Origin of the sequence: Pseudomonas cannabina (assembly GCF_900100365.1) — a bacterium.
GTDB lineage: Bacteria > Pseudomonadota > Gammaproteobacteria > Pseudomonadales > Pseudomonadaceae > Aquipseudomonas > Aquipseudomonas cannabina.
The window spans coordinates 2,159,573-2,174,202 of the sequence record NZ_FNKU01000001.1; the positions used below are offsets into that span (position 1 = coordinate 2,159,573).

Annotated in this window: 13 protein-coding genes; 8 read left to right on the forward strand and 5 right to left on the reverse strand. The window is 59.4% G+C overall.

What is annotated here, in order from left to right; translation table 11 throughout:
- Positions 1-306 precede the first annotated feature (306 nt).
- The 3 genes from BLT55_RS10040 to BLT55_RS10050 all read left to right on the forward strand — a co-directional run bounded on the left by BLT55_RS10040 (position 307) and on the right by BLT55_RS10050 (position 3,790).
- Positions 307-1,134, forward strand: coding sequence for an HDOD domain-containing protein (locus tag BLT55_RS10040; RefSeq protein WP_007249705.1), 828 nt, complete (start codon positions 307-309; stop codon positions 1,132-1,134).
- Between the two features lie 181 nt (positions 1,135-1,315).
- Positions 1,316-3,292, forward strand: a complete 1,977-nt coding sequence (locus BLT55_RS10045; protein ID WP_055002096.1) for a DNA topoisomerase III — start codon at positions 1,316-1,318, stop codon at positions 3,290-3,292.
- Positions 3,293-3,391: 99 nt separating this feature from the next.
- The gene (locus BLT55_RS10050) at positions 3,392-3,790 is read left to right on the forward strand and encodes a RidA family protein (RefSeq protein ID WP_055002097.1); all 399 of its coding nucleotides are present in this window, start codon (positions 3,392-3,394) and stop codon (positions 3,788-3,790) included.
- An 8-nt stretch (positions 3,791-3,798) separates the two neighbouring features.
- Here BLT55_RS10050 and BLT55_RS10055 read toward each other — a convergent pair whose 3' ends face one another.
- Complete coding sequence (locus BLT55_RS10055; protein ID WP_042912923.1) at positions 3,799-4,110, reverse strand: DUF6482 family protein; 312 nt, start codon at positions 4,108-4,110, stop codon at positions 3,799-3,801.
- Between the two features lie 199 nt (positions 4,111-4,309).
- Here BLT55_RS10055 and BLT55_RS10060 point away from each other — a divergent pair, with 199 nt between their 5' ends.
- Positions 4,310-4,681 carry a PH domain-containing protein gene (locus BLT55_RS10060; protein WP_007249709.1) on the forward strand — a complete coding sequence of 124 codons (372 nt, stop codon included), beginning with the start codon at positions 4,310-4,312 and terminating at the stop codon, positions 4,679-4,681.
- Positions 4,682-4,870: 189 nt separating this feature from the next.
- Here BLT55_RS10060 and BLT55_RS10065 read toward each other — a convergent pair whose 3' ends face one another.
- Complete coding sequence (locus BLT55_RS10065; RefSeq protein ID WP_055002098.1) at positions 4,871-6,667, reverse strand: methyl-accepting chemotaxis protein; 1,797 nt, start codon at positions 6,665-6,667, stop codon at positions 4,871-4,873.
- Between the two features lie 164 nt (positions 6,668-6,831).
- On the opposite strand from BLT55_RS10065, the gene BLT55_RS10070 reads away from it, so the two are divergent.
- Positions 6,832-7,776, forward strand: coding sequence for a DNA/RNA non-specific endonuclease (locus BLT55_RS10070; protein ID WP_055002099.1), 945 nt, complete (start codon positions 6,832-6,834; stop codon positions 7,774-7,776).
- Positions 7,777-8,482: 706 nt separating this feature from the next.
- Here the strand turns inward: BLT55_RS10070 and BLT55_RS10080 are convergent.
- From BLT55_RS10080 to BLT55_RS10090, 3 genes are all read right to left on the reverse strand, one after another.
- A complete protein-coding gene (locus tag BLT55_RS10080) occupies positions 8,483-9,403 on the reverse strand; it encodes a substrate-binding domain-containing protein (protein WP_055000336.1) in 921 nt (306 codons plus the stop codon).
- A 17-nt stretch (positions 9,404-9,420) separates the two neighbouring features.
- Positions 9,421-11,406, reverse strand: a complete 1,986-nt coding sequence (locus BLT55_RS10085) for a methyl-accepting chemotaxis protein (protein ID WP_055000335.1) — start codon at positions 11,404-11,406, stop codon at positions 9,421-9,423.
- 210 nt (positions 11,407-11,616) lie between these two features.
- On the reverse strand, positions 11,617-12,450 hold the full coding sequence (locus BLT55_RS10090) for a DUF1206 domain-containing protein (protein WP_055000334.1): 834 nt from the start codon (positions 12,448-12,450) through the stop codon (positions 11,617-11,619).
- 260 nt (positions 12,451-12,710) lie between these two features.
- Here BLT55_RS10090 and BLT55_RS10095 point away from each other — a divergent pair, with 260 nt between their 5' ends.
- The 3 genes from BLT55_RS10095 (at position 12,711) to BLT55_RS10105 (ending at position 14,626) form a co-directional block, all read left to right on the forward strand.
- On the forward strand, positions 12,711-13,082 hold the full coding sequence (locus BLT55_RS10095; protein ID WP_055000333.1) for a hypothetical protein: 372 nt from the start codon (positions 12,711-12,713) through the stop codon (positions 13,080-13,082).
- A gap of 2 nt (positions 13,083-13,084) precedes the next feature.
- Positions 13,085-13,267: a DUF1289 domain-containing protein gene (locus BLT55_RS10100; RefSeq protein ID WP_007249718.1), complete on the forward strand. Its 183-nt coding sequence runs from the start codon at positions 13,085-13,087 to the stop codon at positions 13,265-13,267.
- A 105-nt stretch (positions 13,268-13,372) separates the two neighbouring features.
- A complete protein-coding gene (locus tag BLT55_RS10105; RefSeq protein WP_055000332.1) occupies positions 13,373-14,626 on the forward strand; it encodes an MFS transporter in 1,254 nt (417 codons plus the stop codon).
- Positions 14,627-14,630 lie beyond the last annotated feature (4 nt).

Genomic DNA, 14,630 nt, shown 5'->3' on the forward strand with positions numbered 1-14,630 from the left:
ATTAGGACGATCTCTGGATCGTCAATCAAACGTCACAACTGCACTGTCTTTTCAACAGCGCAAACTACTGGCCGTTCAGCAACCGGGGTCGACAGGCGTGATGGCTATTTTGAAACCAGCAGCCAGGATCAGGCATCGACACTTTACGGAATCGCTTGCGTCGTCATATCGGCAGCGACCGACAAGTCTTTGATTATTTTTTTGTGACGCGTGAGATACCTGTCCCACAAACGATTGCAAAACGTGCAGAGCCTAAAAAACTGGCTATGGTGAAATCATCCCCGCCCTGCAGAGGATGGCCATGCCATGCTGAGTATCGAAAAGCTTTTTGACGATTTGCATAGTCTCCCGAGCATTCCCAAAGTGGCTCAGGACTTGATGCTGCAGTTCGACAACCCCTCCTCCAATCTGGAAAGCATTGCCCGCAATATAGAGAAGGACCCGGTGATTGCCGCCAAAGTGTTACGCCTCGCCAACTCGGCCAGGTTTCGTGGTTCGCGGGATTCTGCCAGTATCGAAGACGCCGCCATGCGCTTGGGTTTCAACACCCTGCGCACGCTGGTCATGGCCTCGGCGGTGACCGGCGCGTTCAAGGCCGGGCCGAGTTTTGACCTCAAAGGTTTCTGGCTGAAGAGCTTTCAGGTAGCAGGTATCTGCCGGATGCTGGCCCGGCAGGGCACTGTCGATCCGGAAATTGCCTTCACCTGCGGTGTGATGCACAACATCGGCGAGCTGCTGATCCAGACCGGCGCCCCTGAGGTTGCAGAGCGTCTGAACAATGCCGCCAACTCCAATACACCGGGACGCGGTGCCGGAGAAACCCTGCAACTGGGTTTCAGCTATCCGGAAGTCGGCGCTGAACTGGCCCGCCGCTGGCAACTCCCGCACGTGATTCTGCAGGCCATCGCTTATCAGGCCAAACCGATGCAGGCGCCCGACAATGCACCGTTACCGCGGATCGTTGCCCAGGCGATCACCATTTCGGACGCCCTGGAAACCCACGGCGGTGCCACGCCCGCAGCGCAAACAGCATCTGGCGGACCACTGATGGAAGGTATTGATCTGGACCTTCTGTTTGCCGGGCTGCCCGCCGTGCTGGAGGCCGACAAGGCGTTTTCGGAGCTGCTGAGCTGAACGAGACTGGCTGATCGCGCATGAAACACGGTCCTCGATCTGCAGCGCTGTCGTGCCTGTGGCAACCCGCATGACAGCGCTTGAAACCTTTTTATCTGTATATCCATACAGATAAAACTTGCTCCGCGTCCGTTCAAAGTCCATCCTTGCAGCCTCACACCGGTACTCGACGACGGTAGTCATGCGGCTGTTTCTTTGCGAAAAACCTTCCCAGGCCAAGGACATTGCGGCTGCGCTCGGCGCTACCCGACGTGGCGACGGCTGCTGGGTGGGGGCCCATGCGACCGTGACCTGGTGCATTGGCCACCTGCTGGAAACTGCCCCGCCGGATGCCTATGACGCGCGTTACAAACGCTGGGTCCTCGAAGACCTGCCCATCGTCCCGGAAAAGTGGAAGATGCTGGTCAAACCCCGCACCGCCAGCCAGTTCAAGGCTGTCAAGCGATTGCTGGGCGAGGCTCAGGAACTGGTGATCGCCACAGACGCGGACCGCGAAGGCGAAATGATCGCCCGCGAGCTGGTCGAGCACTGCCGCTATCGCGGCCCGATCCAGCGGCTGTGGTTGTCGGCGCTCGATGACGCCTCGATTCGCAAGGCGCTGGCGGCGCTCAAGCCAGGGGCCGACACTTTCAGCCTGTATCACTCGGCGCTGGGTCGCTCCCGCGCCGACTGGCTGATCGGCATGAACATGAGCCGTCTGTTCACGTTGCTGGGCCGACAATCCGGTTATCAGGGCGTGCTGCCGGTCGGCCGCGTACAAACCCCGACCCTGCGGCTGGTGGTGGACCGGGATCGCAGCATCGCCGACTTCGTGCCGGCGCCCTTCTGGGCCATCGACGTCAAACTGCTGCACGACGATCAGGCGTTCATCGCCCAGTGGCGCGCGCCGTCGGATGCCTGTGACGATCAGGACCGCTGCCTGAATCAGCCACTGGCGCAACAGGCCGCCGAGGCCATGCGCGCTGCTGCCAGCGCCAGGCTGGTCAAGCTGCGCACCGAGCGGATACGTGAGGCCGCACCACTGCCGTTCGACCTTGGCACCCTGCAGGAAATCTGCTCGAAAAAGCTCGGGCTCGGTGCACAGGAAACCCTCGATATCGCCCAGTCGCTGTATGAAACCCACAAGGTCATCACATACCCGCGCAGTGATTGCGGCTATTTGCCGAACAGTCAGCATGGCGAAGCAGCGGGCATCATTGCCGCACTGGCCAAGGCGGACTCTGCGCTGGCCGGTCTGTTGCCACACCTTGATCCGCAACGCCGTTCGCGCGCCTGGAACGACGCCAAGGTCACCGCCCACCACGGCATCATTCCGACTGCCGCCGTGCGCGGCGTCGAGCGCCTGAGCGGCAAACCCCGGGCGGTCTATACCCTGATCAGGGCGCGCTATCTGGCGCAGTTTCTGCCCAACCATGAATACGACCGAACCCAGGCCGACTTCGACTGCGCAGGACATGCCCTGCGCGCGGTCGGCAAACAGATCGTCGAGCCGGGCTGGAAACGCGCCATGCCCGAAGCGCTCGCCCCGGCCAAAGGTCGCGAAGCGCCTGCACCGCAGCCCCTGCCAACGTTGTTTCAAGGCTGCGAGTGCGGCGTGGCCGAAGTCATGCTCAAGGACCTCTGGACCCAGCCACCCAAGCCATTCACCGAAGGCGACCTGATCAAAGCGATGAAGAACGTCGCCAAACTGGTGGAGGACCCGCTGCTCAAGCAAAAGCTCAAGGACACCACCGGCATCGGCACCGAAGCCACTCGCGCCGGGATCATTCAGGGTCTGCTGGACCGGGGTTATCTAACCAAGCAAGGCAAGGCCCTGTGTGCCACACCGGCAGCCTTCAGCCTGATCGACGCGGTGCCTCGCGCCATCGCCGACCCGGGCACTACAGCGATCTGGGAACAGGCGCTGGACATGGTGCAAAGCGGCGAAATGAGCCTCGAGGAGTTCGTCGCCAAGCAGGCAGCGTGGATGAGCAAACAGGTCAGTCGCTGCGTCGGCATGCGCATGACCATCAGCGGCCCGGCCAGCCCGGCAGGCGTTGCGCCGCCCTGGAAGAAAAAACGCAAGACCGCCAAGCGCAGCACTACGGCAGTTGCTGCGTCTGCGGGCGGTACGGTGAAGAAACCGCGTCGTGCGGCCAAACCCGCCGCCAAGAACTGAACATCGCGGTCATTGACTCGCAGAACAAAAGGCGCTGCACGTTTCACATGCCACACGCCTGGAAACTACAGACTTGAACGTTACACACAGGTGCTACACATGTCAGATCGCGAAATCATCGTCCCGCCCACCCTGCAATCAATCATGGACCGTGCAGGCTATGCACCGGCCGTCAGAGTGGGTGACACGCTCTATTGTGCCGGGCAAGTGGGACGCACACGGGATATGGAAGTCATCCTCAACCCGGAGGCGCAGTTCGTCGCCTGTTGGGAGAACCTGCGCACCGTACTGGCTGAAGGCGGCTGCACGTTCGACGACATCGTCGACATGACCACCTATCACGTCGCCATGAGCGAACACATGCCGGTATTCCGCGAAGTTAAGAACCGTATCTTCCCGCGCGGGCAATGTGCATGGACCTGCATAGGCGTCGCAGAACTGGCCCATCCCGGCCTGCTGCTGGAGATCAAATGCATCGCGGTCAGGCGCAGCGCCTGACCCCGCGATCAAAGGCTCGAGCGCAGCAGAATCTCATGACGCGAGGATTCGGGCTGAACGCTGTCCAGCCCGACCATCTCGTCGTGAGCCACAGCCTGGGCCATAAAAAGTTTCACATCCGGTACCGAAGACAGCACCTTGCGTGCCTCTTCTACCGAGGCAATGTGCAAGGTCTTGCCGGTTGAATCTTCTATCGGTACAGACTTGCCGTCCACTAAAGCGTGGAGCACGTAAGATCCGCCTTCCATGGAGATCAGATCGAGTTCGTGAACCTTGCTGTCTTTCACATGTTTTGTCAGGTCTTGAATGTTCAAAGTCACACCTCCGAGGGCGATCTGGAAATCAGCGCCTTGTAGAAATTGAGCCTTTGCCTGCGTGAACGTTCAGTTGTTTCAAGTCCGTCCGGCGCAATCCTCCTGCATGACTGCAGAATAAAGCGCCACGGCCGATGCTATTCTGAGCCGCCACCGGGCGCATGCTCCGCACCCCGACTAAAAACGAACACTCAAGGATAGACAGATGATTGATTTCAATAACAAGGGCTTCTTCAAACTCAAACAGAATGACGAATATGCCGACCGGGTCAAGGATCTGTTGCTGGATAACGAAGAAGTGATTGACTCTTACAAGTCCATGCGCGACGGCGTGGTGTTTACCACCAAACGCATCATTTCGGTCAACGTGCAGGGTTTGACCGGTAGCAAGAAAGATTTTACTTCCCTGCCGTACAAAAACATCGTGGCCTGGTCGGTTGAAACCTCGGGCACCTTCGACCTGGACTCCGAGCTGGAAATTTACTTTTCGGCAATCGGCAAGGTGAAATTCGAATTCACCGGTAAAACGTCGGTTGTCCAGATCTCCAGGTACATTTCGCAACACCTGCTGGGCTAACCGCTGGCACGAGATGCTTGTGTAGGCGCTTCAGGAGATTTCGCCGGCTTCGATGGGCTGTGGAGCGGCCCTTAAACCGGTGGCTACGGTTGTGTCAGGTACACCGAAGCGGTCGGTTTTACTGCCGGTTCCCGATAGCTCGCGGACAAGCGAAGCGTCGCCCGGTCCGCGCCCACGTCACGGGGCCCGTCACTTGCCCAACAGCAGCGCCGCATCGAACCCCATCCGCAAGTTACCCCAGTGGCGCCCCTCGAAAAAGAACGGCACATCGATTTCGGTCATGATTTCACCAGTGTCACGCAAGTAAGTCTGTAACAGGAAACGCTGCTTGTTACCTGCCGCGCGCAAGCCGATCGGGTCGGAGAACATGCGTTTGTTACGGCAGACTGGCAGGTCTATTTCACGGTTGCCGGTCGGCTTCTGCGAGACCCAGCTGTTGTTGACCGGGCAATAACCCTTGCTGTCGACGATAAACGTCACCTTCCCGCCCCGCGTCCCTTTGGTCAACTTGTCACATTCTTCCTGGCAGACTTGCGCAAAACGCTCGCTGTAACTGGTGCTGTATTGCTTGGGGTCGGTGCCTGGAATCAGCTTGTAGCTCTGGTCGAACAGGTTGACGCCCTGCTTGTGCAGCTCAGCCAGACGTACCTGCAGAATGTCCCGGCACTGACTGGCCCGGGTGATCGCCGCGTCCAGCTCGCCATGGCCGAGCACGAAGCGCCCGAGCAGCGCCTGCACTTGCTCGGCGACACCGGACAGATCGCGGGTCGCCGTTGCGGAATGCTGCATGCGCTGGTCGATGGCCTGGCTGTCGGAGTAGATCCGTGTGACCCGCTCGTTGATGCCCGTGTTGGTGGAGGCAAACTGCTGGATATGCTCAGCGATGTCGGCCAGCTTGTCGTTAGTGGACTCGAAGTCGCCAATCATGCTTTCGAAGTGACCAGACGCGCGTTCTACCACCAGCTGGGTTTCCCGGGCGCTGTGGCTGATCTGAATGGTCTGCTGGTGAGTGGAACTGACCTCATCGAGCATCGCGTCGATGTTACGGGAAATGTCCTCAGTCGCCCGGCTTACATTCTGCGCCAGGGTACGCACCTCATCCGCCACCACGGCAAAACCACGACCGCTCTCCCCGGCCCGCGCTGCCTCGATGGCCGCATTGAGCGCCAACAGATTGGTTTGTGCCGAAATTTGCTGAATCAGCCCGACAATGGATTTGATGCTGGAGGAGCGTTGATTCAGCCCCGATACCAGCGTGCCGAATTCGTTGAGACTGCTGGATATCTGGCTAATATTGCCAGTCACTTCCAACAGTTCGGCGTATGAGTCACGGGCCATGCTCAGGTTTTGCGCGGTGGTGCTGGAAATACCCTGAGTCTGCTGCGACACGTCCTCGATGCTGCCCACGGCCATGTTGCTCTGGTCCATGACCTCTCGGGCGAAACGCGCCTGATCGGTGGCGCTGTCACTGGAATCGCTGATGTTTTTCAGCGAACGCGCCGACTCGACGGCGATCTGCACGGTCAGCCCCTGAATACTGCTGATGACCTCGCGCTGTTTGGCCAGAAAGCGATTGCAGGTACTGGCCAGCACGCGAATCTCGTCATGGGTGAGCAACGGCAAATCCCTGGACAGGTCACCCTCGCCGCTGGCGACTTCCTCGAGTGCACGGGTCATGGAAAGGACCGGGCGCACAATCAAGTGACGAAAGTACCAGACCATGAAACTGACCACGACCAGCGTGAACAGCGTACTCAGCAAAATCGCGTTGCTCAGCAGGTCGAGCCGGCTCTGGATCTGGCCCAGCGCGACAGCGTCAATTTGCGTGCCGCGCAATTGCAGCATGATGTCGGCCCGAATGTTCAAGGCCACCCAATACAGCAGTGCGCTGACCACAACCAGCAGGAAAAGACTTGAGAGCTTCTTGGTCAGTGTGTCGAAAAACTGTTTTTCGACTGACTCGTACAAAGCCTTTAACGTCTGCATTCAGCTGCTCCTGGGGTGGAAGGTGATTCACTTGCGATGGTTAACGTCTGTTAACGCCAAAGCTTTAGCGTATGAGCCTGTGCATTTGTCCTCCCTGACGCCGGCCTGTAACGCGTCTATGGTGAACTGTAACAAAACTCACGCCTACCGAAGGAGCAAGTACAGTGCCTGACAAGAAGTTAACCGCCGACTTGGCTTATCGTCCCCGTCTTGCCGACCTCAAACCTCTGACCGCCTCAACCGCTCTGCTCGAGCCTCAGGCGTTGGCCGCACCCCGCATCACACCGGCAAGCGAGCTGAAAAAGCGTACGGGCTACGCCGACAACTTCCTCGGTGATTTCATCGTGCCATGGCCTGCTGTGGACGAAGAACTGGCGCCGGATGTATATCCGCTGAACAACGCTGGCGATCGCCTCGATTACACGCATTTTTCCATCACCATGTCGCGCAGCCGACGCCTGGCGCTGTATGTCGGCGTCAACATCGACGGTGCCAGCAGCGTTGAGGTCAAACGCAGCAAGGATTCCTGGTCATTCGACGGTCGCCTGCCTGCCGAGGCGCAGATCGGTGAAAGTGTGTACGCCGACAATCTGCTCGACCGCGGTCATTTGGTCAGGCGTCAGGACCCTAACTGGGGCAAGGAAGCCGAGGTGGCCAACAGCGACACGTTTCATTTCACTAACTGCTCGCCGCAGATGGGTGCGTTCAATCAGAAAACCTGGCTGGAACTTGAGGATTACATTCTCGAGAACACGCGACGCTGGAAATCGCGGGTGACTGTGTTTACCGGGCCGGTGCTGCGCGACGACGACCGCAGTTACCGGAATATCCGGATTCCGTCGGCATTCTGGAAGGTTGTGGCGTTTCTCGGTGATGACGGCAAGCCGTCGGCCAGTGCCTACATGATTGATCAGACTAGCGAGCTGGGTAAGCTGGACATCATGTTCGGCCCGCTCAGGACCTGGCAACGCAGCGTCGCGCAGATCGAGCAGCTCACCGGTATCCGCTTTGGCGACTTGTCCAGCTACGATGGCTTTTCTAACGAAGAGCGCCTGACCGGTACACGGATCGAAGCGCAGATCCGTGGGCCGCAGGATATTCGGGTCTAGTGCGTCATACGTAAATGGCTGAAGCGCCCGTTTAGCGACTTCTGCCCTGAGGGAACGGGAGCTTCAGGAGGCTACGACGGCTGCGAAGCGGCTCTGAAACGGGCGCATCTCGATTGCGACTTTCGTGCTGACGCACCGCGTGAGCATGCAGTTCGTGACGCTCTGCGTCACACAGCTGTTCTGCGGTGTCAGTGATGGTTGTTTACGGCTCAGGTCACCTTTGCGCCCTTACGGCGCCCTACTTTGAGGGACCAAAGTAGGCAAAGTCCCAGCTCCGTTTCCGGCCCGACTTCGTCGGGTTCCTTCGTCCTGGCACTGATCCGGGGGTCGCCGCAACGGGCCATCCATGGCCCGATGCGGCTTGCTCGGCGTCCTGCCTCGCATCCCCCGGATCAGTGTCAGGACTCAGCCGTCACTTACGTCGCAATCGGCGTCGTCAGTGCCATCGCGATAAAAAAGCGCTTTGACTAACGTGACGCTCCGCGTCGCATGCCGTTCTGGACGCTCTGCGTCCGATCTTGAGTATGCGGTGCAGATCTGTGACGCTGGTTAAGGCTCTAGACACCTTTGCCATCGCCGTTGAAAAGCACATCAAAAGCATTTCGGTGGTAACTGCCTGGTGACCAAACATTCACTATCGTGTCGGCGCTCCGCGTCGGCACAATAGTCAGCAGCATGACTCGATTTCAACTGAGAGCGCAAATCCTTACTCAAACTCCTGACGATTCTCCGGAGTAATCAGTCTGAACGGGACCCAGATCACCGGAGAGGCCAAGGGTTCGCCACGGGCCATGCTCAGCGCTGCGTCTACTGCGCCGTTGGCCTGGCCGACGGCGTCCTGGAACACACTCACGGCCATTTTGCCTTCGGCCATAAGTTTCAAGCCGTCCGGGGTGCCGTCGATGCCGCCCACCAGGTAGTTTTTGGCATTTTTTCCGGCTTTTTCCAGCCCCATGATCGCGCCAATTGCCATCTCATCGTTGTTGGCCGCGACGATAGAGAAGTCCACGCCCTGCTTGATCCAGTCAATCACGATAGTCGCGGCCTGACTGCGCTCCCAGTTGCCGATTTTCTTTTGCACCACTTTCATGTTCGGGTATTTGGCGACCACTTTTTCCACGTCCTCGGTGCGCATGACCGATGACTTGTTGCTCGGATCGCCAACAAGGATCACCACATTGCCTTTGTAATCGGCCCGCCGTGCCAGTTCCTCCATTTGCAACGTGCCGGACTCGAGTTCGTCGGATCCCACGAATGCCGTCTGCGCAGGCCATTTGGCCGGCTCGGGGTTACGGTTGACGAATACCAGCGGAATTTTCGCCTCGCCGGCCAGACGCATCATTTCAGGCGCACTCTTGCCGTTGACCATGGCGACAACGATTGCATCGACCTTCGAGTTGACCAGATTGCGGAACTGGCGCATCTGCAGTTCTACGTCGTCCTGCCCGTTTTCAATGAAGATGTCGGCGTCCATCAACGCCACCTGTTTCTCCACCCCATGACGCAGGATGGTCTGAAAGTTGTCGTTGAATTTGGCCATGCCCACGCCCACCAAGGGTGTGCTGGCATGAGTCAAGCCGACGAAGAGCAGACCGGCGCCCAGGGAAATCGTTAACCATTGCTTCATGTTCTGACTCCCGAGCGTCAAACGCTGAAATGATGGAGCAGCTCGCGCTGATCCCTGGCCATTTTCGACAATTCCTGGCTGCTGCTGGCAGACTGTACGGCACCATCGGCCGCCTGCTGGGCAGAGTCATTGATATGCGTGACCATGCGGCTGGTTTCCTGCACGGTTGCGCTTTGCTGCTCGGTGGCAGCGGCAATCTGGATATTCATGTCGCGAATCGTGCCCACAGCCTCACCCATTTCCACCAGTAATTCGTCTGCACCCGACGCCAGCGTCACGCAGTGGTCGGACTGGATCTGACTCTCGTTCATCACCTGTACCGCCGAGTGAATCCTGCTTTGCATCTGGCCGATCATTTCCTGAATCTCGCTGGTAGACGTCTGCGTGCGACTGGCCAGCGAGCGCACTTCGTCGGCAACCACCGCAAAGCCCCTGCCCTGCTCGCCGGCACGCGCGGCCTCGATGGCGGCATTGAGCGCCAACAGATTGGTCTGCTCGGCAATGGTACGAATCGCGTCGACAATACCGTCGATGTTCTGCCCGTATTTCTGCAGCTCGTCAGTCACCGCCGACGCCTTGTTGACCTGCTCGGCCTGCTGGCGAATGTTGACGATGGTTTCCGCTACCCGCTTCTGCACTTTGTCGGTCAGTTCGCTGGTGTTGTCGACCGCGCTGCGCGTGTCCTGAGCGCGACGGGCGACTTCCTCCACCGTGCTTTCCATCTCGTTCATCGCCGATGCAGCTGAATGCAGGCGGTCTTTCTGCTCGTCCACCACGCGGGTGGTCTGCTCACTGATCTGCGCGTTCTGGCTGGCGGTCAGGGCGAGGGAGTCGGCAGAGCCGATCAGCTCGCGGAAGGTCTGCTGCAACGATTGGGTGAATTCGTTCAGATAACCGCCCAGCTCGCCAAATTCGTCCCGCCGGCTGACATCGAAGCGCACGCGCATGTCACCCGTGCTGAGGGTCTTGAGCACTTCGCGGAAAGCGGCCAGCGTACGTCGCAGGCTGAAAGCGACCCAGGTGCCGATGATTGCCGCAGCCAGTACCGCCAGCAGACAGGCGATCAGCAGCAGGCTAAGGCTGGTAGCAATGGTCGAATCAGCCCCCGCCTTGGCCTCATTAGCGACTGCCAGTGACTGATTGCCGAACTCACCGATCTTGTCCAGCGTTGCCTGAAGACGGGCATCTGCGGCCTGACGCTGTTTGCCGACCTGCTCGGCCAGCGCTGCCTCCTGACGGTAGGCCTGATAGACACCGTCACTCCCGGTCAGGTCGTTGAGCAGACGGTTGACCATCACACCGGCAATACGCCCGGCGCGCGGGTCGACCGCCGTCAGCTCACGCGCCCGGGAGCTGATCACCTCGTCCTGAAGGTTGAGCAACCGCTGCAACGTCTGGATATCCGGCGTGGCAGCGTGAGCAGCCAGGCCTTCGTAGGATTTGCCGACTTCCAGCAACAGCTTTTCCGCCGCCGCCACGTTATCGAGAGAACCGGCGCTGCGTTCACGGGCAATATAATTCCGAAGGTAGCCGGTCAGCTGTGCGCCCTGGCTGCTGCTGTAGCCCTGCAGCGTTCTGGCCTGAAGCACCTGCAATACGTGCTGGCGGTGACTGGCAATCAGTGTCTGCGCCTGTTCGGCATAAGCCGCACTCAACTGGCGCTCCTGATTCAGGTTATCGCGCAGTCCGGCACGCTCACCTATATAAGCAGGCACACTGTCCAGCAGTTGATTGAACCGCGCCATGCTGTCGTTGAAGGGCTGTTTGCCATCGTCGATCTGTTTGGGATCGGTGCTGACCAGCACACCAAGCAGTGCCTGGTTGGCGCGCAGCACATGCACGTAAAGCTCACTCGCGGCCCGGCTCAGGGGCGCAGATTGACCCGTGATGATGCTGATGCGTTCGCTGATCGAATGCGTGCTCTGATAGCTGATACCTGCCATGGCAAGCAGCAACACAACCAGCACGGCAAATCCACCAATCACTCGCTGAAGAATGGTCATGGCTGTCCTCTTTTGTTTTTATTGCGCCGAAGCTGATCCAGAACCGCTCGGGGTCCTGAAAATGATCGGAGCTCAAATGAGGATGTCGGCCATACCGGAGGCGACTTGAGGCAGGGTTCACACTATTTTGTACGATTTTTTATATGAAACAGCCGCCCGTAAAAAGGGCTGCCCGACCCGACGGTCATGCAGCCCTCTGTTTACAGGCAATCAGTGGAAATGACGGGTGACCGCGTCGGGCGCGTCTGGCACATCCATGTTGATCTTGCGCCACGCTGCCTGAGCGAAGCTGTACACCGAAAAGGCGATCAGCCCCAGCGCCACGATCAGCAAAACCAGCCCGCCAGCAGGCAGCTCCTGCAAACCGTTGAGCGCGTCTTTCATACCCGGCGGGTGCATGGCCTGATAGCTGGAACCGCTGACGGCCAGCAATACGGCGATTTCAATGAATGCCACACCGCGAGCGATAAGACCGAAGCGTGATACCGGGCGCACGTACTTCATGACGTCTTCGTCAGCCTCGAAATATTTCTCGAACGACGCCTTATAACCCTTGATGATGTGCACGATACCCAGCCCCAGTGGCACCAGAGCAACCACATAGACCAGCAGGTTGGAGTGATCCCACGACAGAATCGAGGCCAGCAGGTCTTGGGTCTGACTACCGCCCGAGCCACCCGAGCTTTTCAGCCCGCTGATCAGCAGGCCGAGCGCGAAAAACGCCAGCGCGCCGTAAGTGAAACCGCCCACCAGCAGACCGCCACGAATCACCAGGCCCTTGAGCTCGCGGCCGTGATGGTCGACATCCCGCGTGGCTTGCAGCACCCGCCAGGCCGCGAAGGCCAGCAGCCCGACAACCACCAGCCCTACCAGCACGTTGCCGAACGGCTGGCTCAGCAACGCCTCGAGGCTGCTGTGACTGTCAGCCGGTTGCGATGAGCCCTGCGCGGCCAGAACGGCAAACAGGCCAATAATCAGATAAACCACACCACGCGCGGCATAACCGCCTCGTGCAAGTAATACCAGTCCACGTTGCGCCGACATAAATAAAGATCCCTGAAAGTAATTACAAGCAACAGACCGGGCACGTTCTCAGGGGTTCGACTCAATTGACGGTGCGCACGCTGCACGTCGTCAATTGACGTTCTCGTTCGGGCGAGTGTCGCCACACACTCTGCTGGCGACACGGGGCAAATTGAAAGGCGTGTCTTTGAGCCTGTCGGCTGATTGACCGGTTTTCGCCTTGGGGCCCGAATCGACAATCAGGTATCGTACGCGGCCATCCTCACAAGCAAAGGTCTCCGATGCCCACGAGCAAACGCGAGCAGGCCCACACCGAGCGCCGCCTTGTTACCGCGCTGACCCAGGCCTGCGAAACCGCCAAGTCTGAACTGCCCGGCTTCTGCTGGCTGACTCATGAGGTCGATTACGCCGCCTTCCCGGCCAGCCTGCAGGTGGTCTGGGTGTTCGATACGCTGGCAAACAAGCATGCAGCGCTGGCCTGCGTGATGGGTGAGCGCATGATCGAGCTGACCCGCGAGGCATTTGACGAGGCGCAGGTGAGTGTCGCGAATGTGTCGGCACATGTGCATGTCGATTCTGAACAGGAATGCCTGCACGAGAATGGCGGCGACTGGCAGCAACGCATCAGGCGCAAATACTCGAAACGAGGTTGACCATGGCGAAAGACATCGAAAACCCGTGCATTTCCGTGTGCCAGCTCAGCGGGGACCTGTGTGTCAGTTGCGGGCGCACCAAGGATGACATCCGCAAATGGAAGCGCATGAAACGTCCGGAGAAAATGGCCGCCGTGCAACGCGCCAGCCAGCGTATGAAAAGCCTGCAGAAAAAGAATGTCTGAGACCTTAAAGTTTCATCTCTGGCGGGAAACTTCTCGAAAACGGCCCGGGTCAGACATGTCGTGACTCGGTTGCCTGGAGTCTGACGAATTACGGGAATATCGCTCTTGGCCAGTCATGCCGATCGCCGCAATACCCTTTCACTGGACAGCCTGAATTTCTTCCTCGCCGACGTGCGCGATGGTTTGGGTCCTTACCTGGCGATCTACCTGCTAGCGGTTCATAAATGGGACCCGGCCAGCATCGGCGTGGTCATGACCATTGCGGGCATCGCGGGGCTGCTGACCCAGACGCCCGCAGGAGCCTTGATCGACCGCACACCTTACAAGCGCGCGATGATCGGCGTTGCGGCGTTGCTGGTGACCCTGAGCTGCCTGATCCTGCCGTTCACCTCCTCATTTACCCTCGTTGCCCTGACCCAGGCGCTGAGCAGCGTCGCGGCCTCGGTATTCGCACCCGCTATCGCCGCCATTTCATTGGGCATTACCGGACCCAAGGCATTTACCCGACGCACCGGGCGCAACGAGACCTTCAATCATGCGGGCAACGCTTGCGCAGCCTTGCTGGCGGGCGGATTTGCCTACCTGTTCGGCCCGATCGCAGTGTTTTATCTCATGGCCGCGATGGCGCTGGCGAGCGTGGTAGCGATCAGCTTTGTCTCCGCCGACGCGATCGATCATGACGTTGCCCGAGGCTTCGATGCCAGTCACGACGCCAGCGGTCATCAACCGTCCGGGTTCGCGGCGCTGCTGAGCAACAAGCCGTTGCTGATGTTCGGTATCTGCTGCGCGCTGTTCCACCTGGCCAACGCAGCGATGCTGCCGCTGGTGAGCCAGAAGCTGTCGCAGATCAACATGCAAATGGCGACGCCGCTGACCTCGGCGTGCATTGTCGCTGCGCAGCTGGTCATGGTTCCGGCGGCGCTGCTGGTAGGGATGAAAGCCGATGTCTGGGGGCGCAAGCCGTTGCTGCTGGCCGGTTTTCTGTTTCTGCCGATTCGCGGCGTGCTCTATACCCTGTCCGATGACCCATACTGGCTGGTGGCGGTGCAGATGCTCGACGGCATCGGCGCAGGTCTGTTCGGCGCTTTGTTTCCGTTGGTGGTCAAGGACCTGACCCAGGGCAGCGGACGCTTCAACGTCAGCCTTGGCGCGCTGTCGACGATGTTCGGACTGGGCGCGGCGTTGAGCAACAGCCTGGCCGGGTTCGTGGTGCATGCGGCGGGCTACAGCGCGGCGTTCCTGACCCTGGCGGGGCTTGCGGCCGCTGCTTTCGTGCTGTTGTGGGTCGCGGTGCCGGAGACGCTTTCGCTGAGCAATCCTGCGCCTGATCCGAAGCCTGAACAGGCCCTGAGCACTTGAGCTG